The 19,185-nt window shown below is 45.6% G+C and carries 18 protein-coding genes; 14 read left to right on the top strand and 4 right to left on the bottom strand.

What is annotated here, in order from left to right:
- Positions 1-306, top strand: a 306-nt coding sequence (locus DFR44_RS05420) for an OmpA family protein (RefSeq protein ID WP_133619829.1), incomplete at its 5' end; no start/stop codon positions are given.
- Between the two features lie 306 nt (positions 307-612).
- On the top strand, positions 613-2,385 hold the full coding sequence (locus DFR44_RS05415) for an amidohydrolase (RefSeq protein ID WP_162845172.1): 1,773 nt from the start codon (positions 613-615) through the stop codon (positions 2,383-2,385).
- Between the two features lie 94 nt (positions 2,386-2,479).
- Here DFR44_RS05415 and DFR44_RS05410 read toward each other — a convergent pair whose 3' ends face one another.
- Complete coding sequence (locus DFR44_RS05410) at positions 2,480-4,099, bottom strand: methyltransferase regulatory domain-containing protein (protein ID WP_133619825.1); 1,620 nt, start codon at positions 4,097-4,099, stop codon at positions 2,480-2,482.
- Positions 4,100-4,119: 20 nt separating this feature from the next.
- Positions 4,120-4,575: an SsrA-binding protein SmpB gene (gene smpB / locus DFR44_RS05405; RefSeq protein ID WP_133619824.1), complete on the bottom strand. Its 456-nt coding sequence runs from the start codon at positions 4,573-4,575 to the stop codon at positions 4,120-4,122.
- Positions 4,576-4,839: 264 nt separating this feature from the next.
- On the opposite strand from smpB, the gene DFR44_RS05400 reads away from it, so the two are divergent.
- The 10 genes from DFR44_RS05400 (at position 4,840) to DFR44_RS05355 (ending at position 14,615) form a co-directional block, all read left to right on the top strand.
- Positions 4,840-5,277 carry a type II toxin-antitoxin system RatA family toxin gene (locus DFR44_RS05400; RefSeq protein ID WP_133619822.1) on the top strand — a complete coding sequence of 146 codons (438 nt, stop codon included), beginning with the start codon at positions 4,840-4,842 and terminating at the stop codon, positions 5,275-5,277.
- 16 nt (positions 5,278-5,293) lie between these two features.
- The gene (locus tag DFR44_RS05395; RefSeq protein ID WP_162845171.1) at positions 5,294-5,605 is read left to right on the top strand and encodes an RnfH family protein; all 312 of its coding nucleotides are present in this window, start codon (positions 5,294-5,296) and stop codon (positions 5,603-5,605) included.
- A gap of 88 nt (positions 5,606-5,693) precedes the next feature.
- Complete coding sequence (locus DFR44_RS05390) at positions 5,694-6,686, top strand: beta-ketoacyl-ACP synthase III (protein ID WP_133619818.1); 993 nt, start codon at positions 5,694-5,696, stop codon at positions 6,684-6,686.
- A 138-nt stretch (positions 6,687-6,824) separates the two neighbouring features.
- Entirely contained in the window at positions 6,825-8,468 is a 1,644-nt protein-coding gene (locus DFR44_RS05385) for an NAD+ synthase (RefSeq protein WP_133619816.1), read from the top strand.
- 43 nt (positions 8,469-8,511) lie between these two features.
- Positions 8,512-9,948, top strand: a complete 1,437-nt coding sequence (sbcB, locus tag DFR44_RS05380) for an exodeoxyribonuclease I (protein ID WP_133619815.1) — start codon at positions 8,512-8,514, stop codon at positions 9,946-9,948.
- Positions 9,949-10,196: 248 nt separating this feature from the next.
- Positions 10,197-10,994, top strand: coding sequence for a lysine/arginine/ornithine ABC transporter substrate-binding protein (locus DFR44_RS05375; RefSeq protein WP_342774563.1), 798 nt, complete (start codon positions 10,197-10,199; stop codon positions 10,992-10,994).
- A 124-nt stretch (positions 10,995-11,118) separates the two neighbouring features.
- Positions 11,119-11,826 carry an ABC transporter permease gene (locus DFR44_RS05370; protein WP_133619810.1) on the top strand — a complete coding sequence of 236 codons (708 nt, stop codon included), beginning with the start codon at positions 11,119-11,121 and terminating at the stop codon, positions 11,824-11,826.
- Entirely contained in the window at positions 11,816-12,529 is a 714-nt protein-coding gene (locus tag DFR44_RS05365) for an ABC transporter permease (protein WP_133619808.1), read from the top strand. Before DFR44_RS05370 ends, DFR44_RS05365 begins: the two co-directional genes overlap by 11 nt.
- Positions 12,530-12,544: 15 nt before the next feature.
- Entirely contained in the window at positions 12,545-13,681 is a 1,137-nt protein-coding gene (locus DFR44_RS05360; RefSeq protein ID WP_133619806.1) for a M14 family metallopeptidase, read from the top strand.
- A 169-nt stretch (positions 13,682-13,850) separates the two neighbouring features.
- Positions 13,851-14,615, top strand: a complete 765-nt coding sequence (locus DFR44_RS05355) for an ABC transporter ATP-binding protein (RefSeq protein WP_133619804.1) — start codon at positions 13,851-13,853, stop codon at positions 14,613-14,615.
- Positions 14,616-14,673: 58 nt separating this feature from the next.
- Here the strand turns inward: DFR44_RS05355 and DFR44_RS05350 are convergent, their stop codons facing one another.
- Positions 14,674-15,099 (bottom strand): DNA polymerase III subunit chi, encoded by a 426-nt coding sequence (locus tag DFR44_RS05350; RefSeq protein ID WP_133619802.1) that lies wholly within the window; start codon positions 15,097-15,099, stop codon positions 14,674-14,676.
- Positions 15,100-15,240: 141 nt separating this feature from the next.
- Entirely contained in the window at positions 15,241-16,749 is a 1,509-nt protein-coding gene (locus DFR44_RS05345; protein WP_133619800.1) for a leucyl aminopeptidase, read from the bottom strand.
- A 154-nt stretch (positions 16,750-16,903) separates the two neighbouring features.
- Here DFR44_RS05345 and lptF point away from each other — a divergent pair, with 154 nt between their 5' ends.
- Both lptF and lptG read left to right on the top strand, forming a co-directional pair.
- Complete coding sequence (gene lptF / locus DFR44_RS05340) at positions 16,904-18,016, top strand: LPS export ABC transporter permease LptF (protein ID WP_133619797.1); 1,113 nt, start codon at positions 16,904-16,906, stop codon at positions 18,014-18,016.
- A 44-nt stretch (positions 18,017-18,060) separates the two neighbouring features.
- Positions 18,061-19,176, top strand: coding sequence for an LPS export ABC transporter permease LptG (lptG, locus tag DFR44_RS05335; RefSeq protein WP_133619796.1), 1,116 nt, complete (start codon positions 18,061-18,063; stop codon positions 19,174-19,176).
- The last annotated feature ends 9 nt before the right edge of the window (positions 19,177-19,185 follow it).

Here is a 19,185-nt window from a genome sequence, read left to right as displayed (position 1 = left end):
GAGGCGGGACGCACTAAGTTGGCGGCTTTGGCTAAACAGTTGCAAGAGGACTCTAACACTCAGAAAGGTTTGAAAGTCTCGGCGTATACCGACCGTTTGGGTTCGGATGCGTATAACCAGAAGCTCTCGTTTAAACGTGCTGAAACGATTAAAGCGTTTTTAGTGAGCCAAGGCATTGCAGAGAACTTGATTACGATTGAGGGCTTGGGGGCGGCTAAACCGTTGGTGAATTGCCCAGGCGATAAGTCAGCGGCAACCATCGCGTGCTTGGCTCCGAATCGTCGGTTTGAGGCGTCGTTGCCTTAAGTACCACATAACAGGGAGGAGCTTGATTGCTCCGTAACCTGTGAGGGGAATCTCTGTGTCTAGTGGAGGTTCCCTTTGTTTTTTAGGCGGTTATTTTAAAAGTACGAAGAATAGGTGCTTTGCTTCGGATAAGTAATTTGGGGCATACAACTATTGCTGAAATTTGATAAACATATAAAAAGTATTTTTTTAGCTGTGTTTTTTGGGGAGGGCAGCTGTCACCATTTTGGGTACAGATGTTCTTATGTTTTATATCTGAAGCGTTGATTTTTAGCGCAAGAAAGGTTGTGAATAATGAAGTCTGTTTTGAATAAGTTAAAGTTAACATTGGTGTTGTCGGCTTTGATTGGTTGTAAAGCGTATGCGTTACCAAGTGATGCGCTCAATGCACTCAATTCGTCGAAAGCGGATGCCGTATATTTTGGTGGTGATATTTTAACCATGGTGGGTGAGCAGCCTAGTTATGCAGAGGCGTTGGCTGTTAAAGATGGAAAAATTGCATTTGTTGGCTCATTAAAAGAAGCGCAAAACTTGGTTGGAGAGCAAACAAAAAAAATCAGTTTAGATGGCAAAACTTTGATGCCGGGATTTATTGATGCGCATGGGCATATGGTGTATTTCGGTAAGAATCTTTTGGATGCTGATTTGTTTGGTGTTAAGTCTGTTGCGATATTACAAGAGAAAATGAAAAAGCACCTTGAGCAAGTACCTGATGATGCTTGGGTGGTTGGCTTTGGTTACAGTGCTCGTGAAATGGAAGAGGGTAGACACCCTACTGCTGCAGAGTTGGATGCAATATCGCCATCTCGTCCCATAATGATTGTCGATAAGTCTGGGCATCATGGGGCTATAAATACGGTCATGATGAAGTTGTTGCATTTGGATGCAAGTACTCAGGATCCTCAGGGCGGTAAGTTTGAACGTAAAGAAGATGGTAAAGAGCTTTTGGGGCACTTAGAAGAAACCGCTTTAAATTTAGTTCGTGCACAACGACCTGCTTTCACAGAAGACTTATCAGAAAAGGCTTTAAAAAAAGCCGCAGATGTTTGGGCTTCTTATGGGCAAACCACTGCGATGGAGGCTGGTTTAGGTCTTGGAAATGACGATATTGATATTGTCAAAGTGGGCATTGAGCGTAAGGCGTTGCCGATTGATTTGGTTCTTTATGCGAAAGAGTCTCATACGGATCAAGCGATTAACGCGGCTTATTCTATAGCATCTGAGTATAACGAGCACCCAGAACACACGCTCGAGAAAACAAGACTACTGAGACCAGATTTAGATAAGCGTTATATTAATCATATTCGTTTGGCGGGTATCAAACTATGGCTTGATGGCAGCTTGGATACGGCTTGGATGTCTGAGTCATATGCCCATCCACCTGCGGGTCAGGATACAGGTTATAAATCTTATCAACAAATTACCAATAAGGTGGTAGATGATTTTTTTGATAAATATTGGGCAACTGATATGCAGATTAATATGCATATGAACGGCGATGCAGCCGCTGATCAGGCTTTAACCGCGATTGATAAAGCCATTAAAAAGTATGGTTACAAAGACCATCGTCCTGTTTTTATTCACGCGACTTATTTAAGAAAAGATCAAATCGACCATATGAAACGAGTCGGTGCTATTCCAAGTTTTTTATCAGTTGGTTTGGTCGACGGCGGTTTGGCTGCTGAGCATTTGTGGGGTAAAGAGCGTGCTGAAGAGGCGATGGCAACTCAGTCTTTTTTAGATAAAGGCATGAAGTTTACTCTTTCTCATGATGCACCTGTTACGCCTTCACCTGCTGTGTTGCCTTTGGTCTGGGCTGCTGTGAATAGACAAATGAGCAACGGCGTGGTGATTGGCCCAGAGCAGCGAATTTCGGCTTATGACGCTTTAAAGGCGGTTACCTCTATGGCGGCTTATCAAATTAAAGAAGAAAAAAGCAAAGGTACTTTAGAGAAAGAGAAATTGGCCGATTTTGTTATTTTGTCTGAAAATCCTATTAAAGTTGAAAAAGACCATATTAAAGATATACAGGTGTTAGAAACAATAAAAGAAGGCCGTCAGGTGTATCAAAAAAAATAATCTGATAGCAAAAGACGTTCCGCGGAGGATCACCTGTGCTTTGAGTACAGTTTTTGGAGTGGATTGAACAAGAACATCAGCTGGAACTTGTCAATTAACTTTTAGCACTGATTAAGTGACCTTCGCGGCACAATTGCTCCAAAGCGGTTCGCGTGTACATGCGTGCCTCATGGGCGATAAAGTGTTCATCTGACACGGCTTGTTGGGTGTCGCTTGCAATAAAAGTCATGTGGCCTGCCAACACCGCTTGAGTGAGGTGTTGTGCCAGTTCTTCTTCACTGTGTTGCCCATCAAGTAGGGGGAGTAATGTGGAGAGAACGAGGTCGTGTCGAGTTTGTTTTGACGTGTGCTGGGAAGAAACCAGTTGCCCTGTTAATAATGCATAACGCATGGCAAGCGGGTTGACTTGTGGGTGACTCGGCACTGTTTGTTGATGGTTCAGTTGCGGCATTTGGGTCAGCGGGGGAATGTAGCCTGTAAATATAAGCTGGATTAAACATTCATTCAATTCGCTGTTGTCAAAGTGAACCGTGTCGTCGTTTAGGCCGAGGTTGTTTTTAACGCAGGTTTGTAGTTGCTCATAACTTAAAAAATTTAAACGGTTTGCGCGAAGTGCTTTGAGAACGGCTTGTTGAATGGGCTTTTGCATGACTTTGCGGCTTTGTTGCGGCAGTGCGTAATGCGTCGCGCCAAACTCATTGGTTTGTTCTTCAATCTCAACTTCGCAGTTATAACAAATGCGTTGGAGTTTGCTCTCGGAGATGTCCCGTTGAATCCGTTCTACTTGAGGGGCGTGACATAGTAAGGTTTGTCGAAATGAACGGTTTTTGATGAAGTCTAAATATTGTTCTAACTCAAGTTGCTGATCGTTGCTGGCTTTGTGCAAAAGTTCTTGCGTGTCGAGGCTAAACTCATGGGCGAACATACTGATAAAATTTGAGTCGCCTAAATACGTTAGGTTATTGGCGTGTGCGTGATTGATGAAATCAATGAAATAACAAGGTAGGTTGTTTTCTTCAAAGTATTCGTGCGCAATATAATCAGAATCAGCGGCTTTGGCTCGTTGAGCCTCTTTTTCAAACATGTTTTTATACATGCTGTCTTTGGGAGCGAGACTGTTCAAAAACTGCATGAAGTCTCGACCTTGTTGTACTTGTTCTTCAATGGTTTCGGCATAGCGGGCATGAAACTGCATGGCGTCTCGTGAAATTTCATGGATTTTCCAACCTGGGTAGACGTTGTAGCTGATGAATGCCACACCATGTTCGCTTAAATTTTCTTGCACAACACGTAAAATTTGGTCTTGGATTTCAGGCGGAACCCAGCTATATACCCCGTGCACAATGATGTAATCAAATTGCCCCAAACTTGGCGTGATGTCGGCGATGTTCATGCAGTGAAGCTGGACGTTGGTCAGCCCCATTTCACGGATAATGCGCTGCCCCTTTTCGATATGGGTTTTAGAGTTGTCCACACCGACTAAAGTCATGTTCGGATAATAAAACGACAGCGGGATGATGTTGCCGCCTGCTGCGCAGCCCAGTTCCAGCACCCGCGCGGTATAGACATCGGGGGCTTGAATATTAGATAGTTCTGCAATGGCGGCCAAGTGCGCAGGGTGCGTCGTAGGAAATGGGTGAGACTGTTCAGGCATTTCACTAATTCCACTATGTGATTGAGTTGCCTCGCTGGCGGGTGTGTCAAACTGAGTCATGATGAGTGTGTCTTAAGTAATTATTTGCCGTGGTTAAATTTGCTGATGACCATTTGTTTTTCACGTTGCCACTCGCGCTCTTTTTCTGCGTGGCGTTTGTCGTGTTGCGCCTTGCCGCGAGCCAGTGCGATTTCACATTTAATTCGCCCTCGCGTGTAATGCAAATCTAACGGTACGATGGTGAAACCTCGTTGCTCTACTTTGCTAATCAAGCGTTTAATTTCGTCCTCTTTGAGCAATAACTTGCGCGTGCGAGTCATGTCGGGATGAATGTGCGTTGAAGCGTGGAGCAAAGGACTGATGTGGCCACCAAGCAAAAATAATTCGCCATTGCGAATGATGACGTAAGTGTCTTTCAACTGGACACGACCTGCTCGGATGGCTTTGACTTCCCAACCTTCAAGGACAATTCCTGCTTCGTATTTTTCTTCGATAAAGTAGTCGTGAAAGGCTTTTTTGTTATTGGCAATGCTCATGAGAGAACCTAGGGCTGATGTGCGTGCGCACGGATTTTTGATACAATCTCGCCATTGTAGCAAAAGGACGTGTATAAAAACGATTTTTGCTTTCAGCAAAAAATAAAAACCTGTCTGTCCTGTTGTAAACGATGGTTTTTTTGTCATGATTTTATAAAAGTTAAGCCAAAATCAGGAAATTAAATGTGTTGGTGTTTCCATACGCCCGTGCGCTGTGCAACTTTTAACTTTTTAAAAATCATTTAATTGAATAATGGATAACTCATGCCTCAGGTTCATAAAACTATTTTATTGCCATATACCGCAGAACAAATGTATCAACTGGTAGAAAAAGTCGAGGATTACCCGCAGTTTTTGCCTTGGTGTGGTGGTGCTCAAGTCCACTCGCGTACAGAAACAACACTTGAAGCCTCTGTGGTCATCGCCTTTAAAAGTCTCAGTCAAACCTTTCGCACAAGTAACGAAAATGTACCGAATGAACGCATGATTATGCATTTTAAAGATGGGCCTTTTCGCCATTTGACGGGTAAATGGCAGTTCACCCCCGTGGGTTCTGACGGAGAGGGGGTTAAGGTTGAGTTTGATTTAGACTATGAGTTTTCTAATAAGCTATTCGCCTTGGCGATTGGCCCTGTTTTTAGCATGATTGCCCAAACTTTCATTGATGGATTCATCACGCGCGCGAAAGAGCTGTATGCTTGAGCAAGATAAAAAAGACATGACTACCATCACGGTTAGCGTGGTGTACGCATCCGCCGACGGTGCATTATTTAGTCAGTCCATTCAAGTGCCATCCGATACCCAAATTGGCGAAGCCATCGGCCAGAGCGATTTTTTAAAAGCGCACCCGCACATGAGTTTAGAGACGCTAAGCGTTGGCGTGTATAGTTTGCGTAAACGTTTAGAGGATGGTTTGCACGATAAAGACCGCATCGAAATTTATCGCCCCCTCATGATTGATCCAAAAGACCGCCGTCGTAAAGCCGTTGACGAAAAACGTGACCCTGCAAAATGGCGGCGTGAGCGTTAGAAAACATGGGTTTGAACGGTCGTTCGCTTAATTTTAAGGCTTTTCGCGTACAATACCGTACCCGCCCACGGCTTTTAGGATGTTCAGCATGACGCAATTTACCCCCCCTATTTTTTCAAAAATTATCGGCACAGGCAGTTTTTTACCCAATTCAGCCGTGAGCAATGACGAGCTGGCCGCACGTCTTGCACAAAACAATATTGAAACTTCAGATGAATGGATTCGCGAGCGCACGGGTATTGCCCAGCGGCATTTGGCCTCGCCCGAACAAAACGCCAGCGATTTGGCGGCCCATGCGGCACGTGCCGCATTGGATATGGCGGGCGTGAGTGCTGAAGCACTCGACTTGATTATTGTCGCGACCTCAACCCCAGACATGACGTTCCCGAGCACGGCCTGTTTTTTGCAAGCCAAGATTGGAGCGGATAATGCCGCCGCTTTTGACGTGATGGCGGTGTGCAGTGGGTTTGTCTATGCTTTGGCGACTGCGGATGCGATGGTTAAGGCAGGGCAAGCGCGAACAGCGTTGGTGGTCGGTGCCGAAGTGTTTTCACGATTACTTGATTGGTCCGACCGCAAAACCTGTGTGTTGTTCGGAGATGGTGCAGGTGCGGTGGTGTTACAGGCCTCAACTGAGCCTGGTGTGTTGGCGAACCGTTTGCATGCCAAAGGCTCGCTGTCACATATTTTATATGCCAAGGGTGCATCTCAACCTGAGCATGCTTGGGACGACCCATTCCTGAAAATGGATGGTCAAGCTGTGTTTAAACAAGCTGTCACTGCGTTGGGTGATGTGGCGCAAGAAGTGTTGGATGATGCGGGCATGACGGCGGAGCAGATAGACTGGCTGATTCCTCATCAAGCCAATGTTCGTATTTTACAGTCGACAGCCAAGCGTTTGGGCGTGTCGATGGACAAGGTTATTACCACGGTGCATTTGCACGGCAACACGTCGGCCGCGTCCGTGCCGTTGGCATTAGATGCTGCGGTGCGTGATGGTCGAATCAAAAAAGGGCAAGTGATTCTGTTGCAAGGCGTGGGTGGCGGTTTCACTTGGGGTGCTAATTTGGTTCGGTTTTAACGTGAGTTGGCGGAATGGTTTTAAAAAGCGAGCTTGAAGCTCGCTTTTTACTGCGTGTTTTATTGAGTTGTTAAGGCACATGTTAAGATACAGCCTCATTAATAAATGATTTAAAAATGATTTGACCTAGGATGCTTCATGCTAAAAATTTCAACCGCTCAAATTCCAGCGCGTATTGGTGATTTTTCTTTTAACGTTGAGCACATTGTACGGGCTGCTGCCAACGCTCAACAGCAGGGCGCGCATGTTTTAGTGACGCCTGAACTGTCGCTTACGGGTTATATTCCAGAGGACCTGTTGTTGCGACCTGCTTATCGCGCGGCGTGTGAAAAAGTGTTCAATGACGTGTGCGAAGCTTTGACACAGTACCCCGATTTATATGTGTTGATAGGCTTGCCGACATGGTTTGAGGATGGGGTTAAGCTGCGCTCTTTTAATAGTGTCGTTGTCTTATTGGGCGGTGTAGAAGTGCAGCGTGTCCATAAACAAAAATTGCCGAATCAAGCCGTATTTGATGAGCTGCGTTATTTCAGCGTTGGGCCTGAGCCTGATGTGATTGAGATACAAGGGGTTAAGGTTGGGGTTTTGGTGTGTGAAGACGCATGGCACGCTCAGCCCGCATTGGCTTTGAAAGCCAAAGGTGCGGAGTTGCTGTTGATTCCAAATGCTTCACCGTTTCATGTGAATAAAATGGACAAACGTTACGCGGTCTTGCGCAACCGAGCGAAAGAAACGGGCTTGCCTTTGTTGTATGTCAATCGTACAGGGGGGCAAGATGAACTGGTTTTTGATGGCGGCTCATGCGCGATGAACAGCGATGGCGAGTTGCGCTCACAAATGCCTTTGTTTACCGATGTTTTGAACGAAGTGGTGTTTGATATTGAACAAAAATCGTTTCACAAAGACATGCAAATGAACATGCCCGCTGCCGAAGAGCAAGTGTATCGAGCTTTGGTGCATGGTGTAAAAGATTATGTGGCCGCGACGGGCTTTAAAAAAGTTGTATTGGGGCTGTCGGGTGGTGTGGATTCGGCCTTGACCTTGGCGGTTGCGGTGGATGCGCTTGGCGCGGAGCATGTGCACGCGATTATGATGCCGACTCGTTACACCGCACAAATGTCGCTCGATGACGCGCAGGAAATGGCGCAGCGCGTGGGGGTGAAATACGATGTGGTCGCGATTGAAGAGATGTTCAATCTATATGTCCAAACCTTAGCCCCTGTTTTTGGTGATAAACCTGCAGATGTGACCGAAGAAAATTTACAGGCTCGAATTCGAGGCGTGATTCTGATGGCTGTGTCCAATAAACATGGGGCTTTGGTCTTGAATACGGGCAATAAGTCAGAGCTGGCAACAGGCTACTGTACTTTATACGGCGATATGGTGGGGGCTTTTGCGGTGCTGAAAGACGTGTATAAAACCCAAGTTTATAACGTTTGCGATTGGCGAAATTCAACGGATGCCTACGCGATTCGTTCGCCAATTCCAACTAATATCATCACTCGTGCACCCTCCGCTGAATTGCGAGATAACCAAAAAGACCAAGACAGTTTGCCTCCGTATGAGGTTTTAGATGATATTTTGGAACGCTACATCGAACAGCGTCAACCGATTAAAACCATTGTTGCCGCAGGACATGATGAAGCAACCGTCCAGCGCATTGCCCGTTTGATTCGCATCAACGAGTATAAACGTCGCCAAGGTGCGCTCGGCCCTCGAGTCACCACATTGGGATTTGGCAAAGATTGGCGCATGCCAATTATGAATGGATTTGCTGAATAAAATAAAACGAAACTCAATGCAGTTCAATTCAACAAGGAAAAATATGTCCTATACTTTTTTCTGGCACGATTATGAAACCTTCGGCGCAGTGCCTCGGCGCGACCGTCCTGCACAGTTTGCAGGCATTCGCACGGATTCGGAGTTGAATGAAATAGGGTCGCCTGTTGAAGTTTTTTGTCGCCCCAGTCCAGATTACGTGCCTGAGCCGCAAGCTTGCTTAATCACGCATATCACGCCGCAACAGTGTTTAGAGGATGGTGTGTCCGAACAAGAATTTGCCCAAGTGGTCGAGCGGGAGCTTGGTGCGACAGGCACCGTCGGCGTTGGGTATAACTCGATTCGTTTTGACGATGAGGTTACCCGTCACTTGTTTTGGCGTAATTTGATTGACCCTTATGCACGCGAATGGCAGAACCAATGCGGGCGTTGGGATATTTTGGACGTGGTGCGCACAGCGTATGCGTTGCGTCCAAAAGGGATTCAATGGCCGATGGGAACGGATGGCAAAGTCAGCTTTCGCTTGGAGCTGTTGACTCAGGCCAACGGCATTGCGCACGAAGCGGCGCATGATGCCGTATCGGATGTGCGAGCCACCATTGCTTTGGCGCGCTTGATTCGTGATAAGCAGCCCAAGTTGTTTGAATTTTGTTTCGCTTTACACAAAAAAGACCGTGTTTTAGATGAAATTGGTCGCGTTGGCGCGATGGGCAAGCCTTTTTTGCACATATCAGGGATGTACCCAGTTGAGCGCGGGTGCTTGAGTGTCGTTTGGCCGTTGGCGATACATCCAACCAATAAAAACGAAATTATTGTTTGGGACTTGGCGCACGACCCGCGAGAGCTGTTAAGTTTGTCTGTTGACGACATCAAAGCTCGCATGTTTACACGTACCGATGATTTGGCTGAAGGCGTGACACGACTACCGATTAAAACCATACACATCAATAAATCCCCGATTGTCATTGGTAATTTAAAAACCTTATCGGCCGAAATGGCGGATAAATGGTCTATCGACATGGAGCAGATTCAAGCGCATGCGCAAAGGGCTGCAGAATTGCCCGATATGAGTCAAACGTGGCATGGTGTGTATCAGCGTGAGTTTGATGAAGCGTTGGATGTCGAGCAAGATTTGTATGGTGGTTTTGTCGGTAATGGTGACCGCCGTGTGCTTAATGACTTACGAGGCTTGGATGCTCAAAGTATCGCACGCGCCAAACCGAGTTTTGTCGATGCCCGTTTAGAAGAGTTGTTTTGGCGCTATCGTGCGCGTAACTTTCCACACACACTCAATGCACAGGAGCAAAACCTCTGGCGACAACAATGTGCGCAACGCGTACTTCATGGCGCAGCAGGTGGTTTAACGGCGCACGCGGCCTTGGCTCAAATAGATGACTTGGCCATCCATGCGGATGAAGAGGGGCAAATGGTGTTGGGTGATTTATACGAATACATCAGTGAGTTGCAGGCATACCTGAGTTGAACGCCGCGTTGTTTGTCATGTTTAAAATGAATCTATGTATAAATACGATAAAATTTCAGATTGTGGGCGTTTTTATGGGTTTACGCCGTTGCAATATGAAAAAAATATGTTAGACTTCCTCACACAAAGAACGCGCGGTGTGCTTGCAGGGCTTGAGGCATAACTGATTTTATACTTATTGATACTGGAGAACAATTATGACAAATCGTAAAGTCGCATTATTGGCAGGCAGCATTTTTGCCATGATGATGGCAGCTTGTACGCCTAAACAAGAAGCGAAGCCTGCTGCACCTGCGGCTGATGCTGCTAAACCTGCTGCATCAGCGGAAGCAATGACCATCAAATTTGGTACAGACGCAACTTACGCGCCATTCGAGTCAACAGATGCTTCGGGTAACATCGTTGGTTTTGATATTGACTTGGCGAATGCCATGTGCGAAGAAATGAAAGCCAAATGTACGTTTACCAACCAAGCTTGGGAAGGCATCATTCCTGGCTTGACTACGAAAAAATACGATGTCATCGCTTCTTCAATGAGCATCACTTCAGAGCGTAAACAGTCTGTTCTGTTCACACAAAAAGTGTGGGATGCACCGAACCGCTTTGTTGCCAAAGAAGGCAGCACGTTGCAAACGACACCAGAAGGTTTAAAGGGTAAAGGTTTGGGCGTGCAACAAGGCACGATTCAAGAAACTTACGCTAAAAAATATTATCCTGATGCCAAAATCAAGAGTTACAAAACCATTGAAGATGCATACGCAGATTTAGCGGCCAAACGCATTGAAGTGGTGTTTGCGGATGGTGTGGTGTTGACTGAAGGCTTCTTGAAAAAACCAGCTGGCAAAGGTTATGCGCAATTGGGCGCGGACGTCCCCGCAGCGGCTGATCCTGCCATTTTGGGTGAAGGTACTGGTTTTGCAGTACGTAAGGAAGACACCGAATTGGCGGCTAAGTTGAATAAAGCATTTGATGCGATTCGTGCCAATGGCAAATACAAAGCGATTGCGGATAAGTATTTTGCTTTTGATATTTACGGCAGCAAGTAATTTTGTGCCCCTAAATGCCCCGCTCTTCGGGGCATTTAGCTTTAATGAAGGGCGATTAAAAAACTGCCCCTCATTATCATTTTTAAAATAAATAATAAAACAGCACAGAGACAAAGGCTGCGTTATGGATAAAATAAATATTATCATGCAGTACATGCCCCATATTTTAGGCGGTGCATGGTTGACCTTGGCAGTGGCTTTACTGTCCTTTTCTTTTGCATTCGCATTGGGTCTTTTGGGGGCCAATATGCGATTGTCTCAGCATCAACTCATTAGCAAAGTCGCGGCCGTGTATTCGACGGTTGTGCGTGGCGTACCTGATTTGGTATGGATGTTTTTGGTCTATTATGGCATTCAGTATTTTTTGAATGATTTTACTGAACGTTACAATTATGAATCGGTTGAAATCAGCCCTTTCATGGCGGGTGTGTTTACCATCTCGTTTATTTTTGGCGCGTATTTTACGGAAACATTTCGCGGCGCGATGTTGGCGATTCCTGTTGGGCAAATGGAGGCGGGCTATGCTTATGGCTTGTCATCATGGCAGGTACTTAAACGCATTACTTTCCCTTTGTTGATGCGTTTTGCTTTGCCTGGTGTTAAAAACAATTGGCTGGTGCTGACCAAAGCTACCGCCTTGTTGTCCATTGTCGGTTTGAATGACGTGACACGATTGTCGCAACTGGCGGGCAGTAAAGAGCAAATGTCTTTTTTATTTAATTTGGTCTCGGCCTTTTTGTTCTTATTATTGACCACAGTTTCTTTGGTTGTTTTTCGTAAGTTAGAGCGTCAATATGCACGCGGTGTGCGGGAGGTGCGTTATGAAGTTTGATGCTTTTTCGATTTTTTGGCATACCTTTGTACAATGCGTTGTAGAGGGTTTGCCTCTGACTTTATTATTGACCGCCTCCTCGGTATTGGCAGGGCTTGTTTTGGCGATTCCGCTGTCGGTGGTTCACGCTCGCCGCTCAACTCCAATTGCTAAAAGCGTACGGTTTTTTGTGTACTTTTTTACAGGCACACCTTTGTTGGTACAAATGTACTTGTTTTACAAAGGTTTTCCAGAGTTCGACTGGGTACAAGCCTTGATGGAAAAACCAGCTTTTGACTTTTTAAAAGAGGGCTTTTTTTGGGTGTGGCTCGCTTTGACGCTCAATACCACAGCGTATTTAATTGAAATTTTTTCGGGGGCTATTCGCAATACCGATAATGGCGAAGTTGAGGCAGGCCGTGCCTATGGCTTAACAAGGGCGCAGGTGACACGGCATATTATTTTGCCCTCGGCTTTACGTCGAGCCTTGCCCGCTTATAGCAATGAGGTCATTATGATGTTACAAGCGACGGCATTGGCATCGTCGTTTACGTTATATGAAGTAATGGGGCAGGCGGTCATTTTAAACTCCGAAACCTATCGCCCATTTCCTGTGTTTATTGCCGCAGCAGCGGTCTATTTATTACTTACTTTTGGTTTGGTTTATCTATTCAAAATTGCGGAAAAACGCTATTTGAATCATTTGAAACCCCAAGCCCATTAAAAAATAAGGATACTTATGCGTGTAGAACACCATCCACTCGCGGGTACGTCGCTGGGCACGCAGCGAACGGTCACAGCATTACATTTTGGTGATGAGCAAGCTGCGAGAAAAATTTATATTCAAGCCAGTTTGCATGCCGATGAATTGCCAGGTGCGTTGACGGCCTATCACCTGCGTCATAAATTACTTGAACTTGAAGCGGCGGGGCAGATTCGCTCTCATATTATTTTAGTCCCCATGTCGAATCCAATCGGTTTGGGGCAGAACCTGCATTACAGCTCATCGGGTCGATTTGATTTATTTTCAGGGCAAAATTTTAATCGCCTCGGCGATTTGAGCTTATATGGATTGACCTCAACACAATTAAAACTCAATCAAACGCAGTTGGGAGACGATGCCTCATCTAATGTTCGCATCATTCGTCAAGCCATGAGCCAAGCGTTGTCACAGGTTCAAGCTAAGACCCAAGTGGAACATTTGCATTTGATTTTATTGAAAATGGCTCATGATGCCGATGTGGTGCTCGATTTGCATTGTGACGAGTCAGCGATTTTGCACGTGTATACCTTGCCTCAATTGTGGCCAACGTTAGAACCTTTGGCTCGATTTTTGGGCAGTCAATGTCAATTGCTGGCGGAAGATTCTCAAGCGAATCCTTTTGATGAAGCACTGTCAACCGTTTGGGCGCGCTTACAAGCAGATTATCCGCAGGCCAACATTCCGTGCGCGTGCGCAAGTACAACAGTGGAATTACGCAGCCGCGCTGACTTATCACATGTTTTGTCAAAGCAAGATGCCGAGGGCATTGTGCAATACTTAGCGCATCAAGGCGATATTGCTTTAAGCCATGAGCAGACGTTGCCGCTCCCCGAGTTGCTAACTCCTGCGCATCCGTTGTCAGGCAAAGAGTACGTCTTTGCGCCGCAATCGGGTGTGGTGGTGTTTCATGTCAAGGCTGGCGAATGGGTCACGGCGGGGCAAGTGCTAGCGGATGTAGTCGACCCCATTTCAGATACCTTGATACAGGTGCACAGCCCGATTGCTGGGATTGTTTATGCGCATAGTTCTGTGCAGTTTGCGCAGCAGGGTGACAACTTATACAGCATCTCGGGTGCGGTGGATTTGGGTAAAGGCGCGGGCTTGTCTGCGTAGCAGCAAAAAAACTTTATCAATTTTGGGTTGGTTTTTTATTCATTCGTTTAAGAAGCAAACTTTGACAAAAATCGAATATGTTCAATAAGTGCAGTGCATTGGTTGTTTTGTTGTTTTGAATGGCTCTTATTGGATAAAACGACAGTAGACATCAGCGAAAGTGAATGACATGGACAAATTGCAAGTTTTGGACATACATAAAAGTTATGGCGAGCATGAGGTGCTTAAAGGCGTGTCGTTGTCTGCAAAAGCAGGCGATGTCATTAGCATCATTGGCTCAAGTGGCTCGGGTAAAAGTACTTTTTTACGTTGCATTAATTTGCTCGAGAAGCCCAATAAAGGGCAGATTCTTTTAAATGGTGAAGCACTTGAATTGAAGCCTAATAAATTGGGTGAGCTGAATGCGACCAATGTGAAGCAGTTGCAGCATTTTCGCAGCCGATTGTCGATGGTGTTTCAGCACTTTAATTTATGGCAACACATGACGGTCATGGAAAATTTGATAGAAGCACCGATGCGCGTGTTTGGCATGTCTAAGGCCGATGCGATTGCGCGTGCTACTAAATATTTGGACAAAGTGGGCTTGCAAGGTGCGGAAGGCAAATATCCGTCGGCCATGTCGGGTGGGCAACAACAGCGTGTGGCGATTGCGCGTGCGTTGACGATGGAGCCTGAAGTCATTTTGTTTGATGAACCGACCTCTGCGCTTGACCCTGAGCTGGTTGGCGAGGTGTTGCGAGTCATGCGGGCATTGGCCGAAGAGGGGCGAACCATGGTGATTGTCACGCACGAAATGTCTTTTGCTCGTGAGGTGTCTAATCATTTGATTTTCTTACACAAAGGATTGATTGAAGAGCAAGGCAATCCGCGAGAGGTGTTGACACATCCAAAATCGGAAAGACTACAACAGTTTTTGTCGGGAAATTTAAAATAAAACTTCGATAAAAGTCTGAAATACATGCATAAAAAATGCGCTCATTTGAGCGCATTTTTTATGAACTGCGTTTCGCAGCAATGTCATGGTGTGTTAATAAATAGCCACGAGACTTATAAAATCCCCAGCGCTCGCGAGCCGCTTGTTTGGGGGTGTCCTCATTCGGCACGACTTCAATCAAACGATTAAATCGTGCAAAAAAATGCGGTGTTTCGTCTGATAAATTAATTAAAACGTCATGATGAGGCAAATCATCAGACACGTTCATCATTAGCACAAGACTGGCACAATGGCTCAGTTGCTTGGGTTGAATGTCATGTGCCAAAAAGCTAGATTGATGCCATAAAGCATCGCTCAGAGCAGATAAAACGGGGGCGTCACCATATACAACGGCCGTTTGTTGAGCCGCTTGAACCTTCGCAAGTAAACGTGCAACATAATCAATGCGGTTGGGAGCGTTGCTAAAAAAATCAATTTTAGTCATGTGTCTTGTCTGCGTTTTTTATTTCGTTTTAGTGCCGATTTTTACAAGCAGTGAAACCAGTCAGAGACCATCACCCCACATCAAAAATCAGATTCAGAATGTCAGGTGATGGTTCTTTTGGAAACACCTTGTTTAGTCAAATTATTTAGCACGATTAAAAATAAATTGACTCAATAATGCCACTGGACGACCTGTCGCACCTTTGGCCGCGCCGCTTTTCCATGCGGTACCCGCGATGTCCAGATGAGCCCACTTGTAGTTTTTTGTAAAGCGTGACAAAAAGCAGGCGGCCGTGACACTGCCCGCAGGCATCCCGCCAATATTGGCTAAATCGGCAAAGTTCGATTTGAGTTGCTCTTGGTAAGCATCGTCCAAAGGCATGCGCCATGCAGTGTCGCGTTGGACCTTGCCCGCGCTTTGTAACTCGTCGGCTAAGTCGTCGTTGTTGGCAAATAAGCCGCTGTTGTGGTGGCCAAGCGCGACAACGCAAGCACCTGTTAATGTTGCCATATTGACGACGGCCGCAGGTTTATAGCGCTCAGCGTAGGTCAGTGCATCACACAGAACCAAGCGTCCTTCAGCATCCGTATTGAGGATTTCGATGGTTAAACCCGCCATGCTGGTCACGACATCGCCTGGTTTGGTTGCGCCGCCCGAAGGCATGTTTTCACAAGTGGCGATGAGACCAACGACATTGATTTTTGGTTTGGTTTCGCCCAGTGTTTTGAATGTGCCGAGCAAAGAGGCTGCACCGCACATGTCGTATTTCATTTCGTCCATGCCCAAGCCAGGTTTGAGCGAAATGCCGCCTGTGTCGAAAGTAATGCCTTTGCCCACAAGAACGACAGGGGCTTCTTTCGCCTTACCGCCTTTGTATTCCATGATGATGAAGCGTGGTGGTTGTTCAGAACCCGCGGTGACTGAAAGAAAGGAATTCATTTTTAAAGCCGCGATTTGTTTACGTTCGAGGACTTGGACTTTAAAGTCGTATTGTTTACCTAAATCTTGTGCGACCTTACCCAAGTAACTTGGGGTGGCGAAGTTGGCGGGTAAATTGCCCAAGTGCTTGGTTAAAGCAACACCTTCAGCGATGCCACATGCGTGAGCAAAAATAGTTTTTTGAGCCGCAGTTGGTGCTTTGGGTAAATGTAAAGTCAATGTGCGGGCGCGGTCTGCTGCCCATTTTTTGCTGTTTTCTTTTAATTTCGAATCGTAAGGGGCTTCAAAATTGTAGTTGGCATCTGCTACGCCTAATACGATGTGATTAATTAGCATGTCGTCTGTGCCTATGGCATCGTCGATTAACAATGCGGCGGAAGCGATGCCATATTGTTTGCAATAGTTGGCGATGTTTTGTCCCAAGATGCGAGAGGAAAGAGCGGGGTCTTTGATTAAGCCCATGCCCATGACAACAATCTGTTGTTGGGTTGTGTCATCAAAAATGCCGATGGTTTGACCTGCATTCGCTTTAAACCGTTCACTGTTGATGGCCAAGTTGATTTGATTCTGAGCAGAGGTCGACTGTTGGCTTAAACTTGATTGTGCTATAAAAACATTTTCAGCCGAAGTTTGGTGCGTCGCAATAAAAATAGTTGCGAGTTGCTTTTTTGAACCTTTAGGGAGTGCAGTGGATTTGAGCTGAAATAACATGGTCTTTTTCCTGTAAAATGTCGAGACTTAAAAAGCGCTTGGTTTAAACTTTGACCTAAACATTATAAGCGAACGTCAGCTTGTGCAGTAGTGGTTTGAACAATAAAAAACGTACAGCATTTAGCCTGTTAAAAATACTTAAATTGGAATATCAATGATTTTTCAACGCTCCATTTTGCGCGAAAAAATAGCGGTGTTTGCAGTGATTTTATTCACCCTGTTGACCATTACTTTGGTTTTGCTATTGGTACGAGGTTTACGAGATGCCGCCGATGGTGCGATTGCGGTTGATGGGGTGCTGCGGCTCATGCTCATTGCAACTTTGCGATACTTTCCTTTGATTGTTGTGGTGACCGTTATTGTGGCCATGATTATGACCATCACGCGGTTGTACCAAGACTCCGAAATGGCCGTTTGGCAAGCATCGGGCCTAGGCAGCTTGAGTCTTCTCCGACCTGTGATGATGCTGGTTATGCCGATGTTCTTATTTTTACTTTTTTTGAATGCCGTTTTGACGCCATGGGGTAATCAGCAATTGGCGCAATATCGGACTCAGAGTGGCATGAACGAACTTAATCTCATTAAACCAGGCTCTTTTCGAACGGGACAGAATGGTAAGCGGGTGTTTTTTATCCAAGATGTTGTTAAATCCGAGAGTCCTGAGTTTAGGAATGTATTCGCTTTGCAAAAAACGGATAAAGAAACGCTTTTGTTGACGGCTGAACGTGCCCACTTGGAAGACACTTTTGATAACCGAACTTTTTTGGTGTTGGAAAAAGGGCGGCAGTATCAGGATAGATTCGCTGACGATTATTTACAAAGCATGAGTTATGGTCGCTATGGTTTTTCAATGGATGAGTTTACGGGCATCAAAACAAGTGATTTGAAAGAGCCTGATGTTGAGCTATTGGGAACTCGAGAATTATGGAACAATCCAAAAACGACTGCGGTTGCGGAGTTGTACCGTCGCTTTAGTGATGCCTTTATGATTATTCCGATGGCTTTGTTGTCTGTTGTCTTGGGCTTTTCGCGCCCTCGTGCTTCCTCGCGTACTCTAGGTGTGTTGACGGGACTGGTGACCTTTATGATTTATCTCAATCTCATTAAGTACGGTGAGGCTAAACTACATGCAGGTGCGTGGTCTCTTGACCATGCCTTGCTTGTGAGTCACGGCGTATTTTTATTATTGGCATTGTTGGCGTTGTGGTATCGTCAAAATGCTTGGCGATATACGTTTCATTGGTTTTCGCGTCGCTCAAAATCTTAAGCATGTGGAAAAACACATTTAATGTATTCCTTTAAGGGTTTGGTATGTTTAGTTTAGTCCACCGCACTTTTTACAAAGAATTACTCTTGTCAATTTTGGGTGTTTTGCTCGGATTTTGCTTGTTGTTTTTTACGATTGACGCGCTTAATGAAGTGCGCAATTTAGGCGAAGCGGATTTTGATATACAGGTTTTATTGACCGTATGCACCTTGAATCAGCCTGCGTATATTTATCAGTTGTTGCCGATTTGTACCTTAATTGGCACGGTGTTGGCATTATCCAATATGGCGGCTCGTTCAGAGTTGGTGGTGTGGCGAGCTTCGGGTTTAAGCCTTAGGCGTTTGACTCGAATTGTGACTGGGGTGGGCGTGTTTTTAGCCGTGGTCTTGTGGGTGGTGGGTGACATGGGCATTGCCTTAGCCAGTCGTACAGCGAATGAAATCAAAAAAGAGGCCTTACATGAAAAAGGTTTTTTTAAAGACAACGGTGGCTTTTGGAGTAAGCAAAACCTGTCGGATGGTGGTTTTCGCATGATTAACATTCAAAGTATTAAAAATGTTAATCACTTGCAAGATGTCCGATTATTTGATTTAAATGCACAATTCGTCTTGCAGCGTATCATTGAGGCGAAACGTGCATTGCCCGATGAAAAATCAGGGGTGTGGCAATTAATGGATGTGCGGTTGATTAATGTGAGCAACGATATTCAAGGGCAAGTGATGTTGCGCAATGAGCGGCTCTTGGATAGTTTGAAAGTCGATTTGGCGGAGAATAATATCGATGTCATCCGTAATTATGGTCAAAATACAATTAATATGAGCATTCCACAGCTTAATGAGCGGATTAATACTTTAAAAGCAACGGGGCAAAGCGTTCGACCTTTTGAGGTCGCATATTGGCAAAAGGTGTTTTACCCGTTAAGTGTGATTGTGATGATTTTACTTGCCTTGCCTTTTGCGTTTATGCAAACCCGAAAAGGTGGGGTTGGGGTACGTGTGGTGACGGGGATTATGTTGGGACTTTTATTTTTTATTATGACTGCCGCAAGTCAGTACATTGGCCCCTTGGTGACATGGTCACCGATTGCATTGGCTGTTGTACCCAGCGTATTCTTTTTGGCGGTGGCTTTTCTGTGGACGCGATACGTCACTCGAGTTTAAAGGTGCCCT

The organism is Hydromonas duriensis, from assembly GCF_004363775.1.
GTDB classification, from domain to species: domain Bacteria; phylum Pseudomonadota; class Gammaproteobacteria; order Burkholderiales; family Burkholderiaceae; genus Hydromonas; species Hydromonas duriensis.
Note: the sequence above shows the minus strand (reverse complement) of the source record. Positions and strands in the feature narration are given on the sequence as shown.

What these genes read in the sequence shown, in the direction of transcription:
- DFR44_RS05410 (WP_133619825.1), bottom strand. Translation starts at nt 4,099, where the DNA reads ATGACTCAGTTTGACACACCCGCCAGCGAGGCAACTCAATCACATAGT.
- smpB (WP_133619824.1), bottom strand. Translation starts at nt 4,575, where the DNA reads ATGAGCATTGCCAATAACAAAAAAGCCTTTCACGACTACTTTATCGAA.
- DFR44_RS05400 (WP_133619822.1), top strand. Translation starts at nt 4,840, where the DNA reads ATGCCTCAGGTTCATAAAACTATTTTATTGCCATATACCGCAGAACAA.
- DFR44_RS05395 (WP_162845171.1), top strand. Translation starts at nt 5,294, where the DNA reads ATGACTACCATCACGGTTAGCGTGGTGTACGCATCCGCCGACGGTGCA.
- DFR44_RS05390 (WP_133619818.1), top strand. Translation starts at nt 5,694, where the DNA reads ATGACGCAATTTACCCCCCCTATTTTTTCAAAAATTATCGGCACAGGC.
- DFR44_RS05385 (WP_133619816.1), top strand. Translation starts at nt 6,825, where the DNA reads ATGCTAAAAATTTCAACCGCTCAAATTCCAGCGCGTATTGGTGATTTT.
- sbcB (WP_133619815.1), top strand. Translation starts at nt 8,512, where the DNA reads ATGTCCTATACTTTTTTCTGGCACGATTATGAAACCTTCGGCGCAGTG.
- DFR44_RS05375 (WP_342774563.1), top strand. Translation starts at nt 10,197, where the DNA reads ATGGCAGCTTGTACGCCTAAACAAGAAGCGAAGCCTGCTGCACCTGCG.
- DFR44_RS05370 (WP_133619810.1), top strand. Translation starts at nt 11,119, where the DNA reads ATGGATAAAATAAATATTATCATGCAGTACATGCCCCATATTTTAGGC.
- DFR44_RS05365 (WP_133619808.1), top strand. Translation starts at nt 11,816, where the DNA reads ATGAAGTTTGATGCTTTTTCGATTTTTTGGCATACCTTTGTACAATGC.
- DFR44_RS05360 (WP_133619806.1), top strand. Translation starts at nt 12,545, where the DNA reads ATGCGTGTAGAACACCATCCACTCGCGGGTACGTCGCTGGGCACGCAG.
- DFR44_RS05355 (WP_133619804.1), top strand. Translation starts at nt 13,851, where the DNA reads ATGGACAAATTGCAAGTTTTGGACATACATAAAAGTTATGGCGAGCAT.
- DFR44_RS05350 (WP_133619802.1), bottom strand. Translation starts at nt 15,099, where the DNA reads ATGACTAAAATTGATTTTTTTAGCAACGCTCCCAACCGCATTGATTAT.
- DFR44_RS05345 (WP_133619800.1), bottom strand. Translation starts at nt 16,749, where the DNA reads ATGTTATTTCAGCTCAAATCCACTGCACTCCCTAAAGGTTCAAAAAAG.
- lptF (WP_133619797.1), top strand. Translation starts at nt 16,904, where the DNA reads ATGATTTTTCAACGCTCCATTTTGCGCGAAAAAATAGCGGTGTTTGCA.
- lptG (WP_133619796.1), top strand. Translation starts at nt 18,061, where the DNA reads ATGTTTAGTTTAGTCCACCGCACTTTTTACAAAGAATTACTCTTGTCA.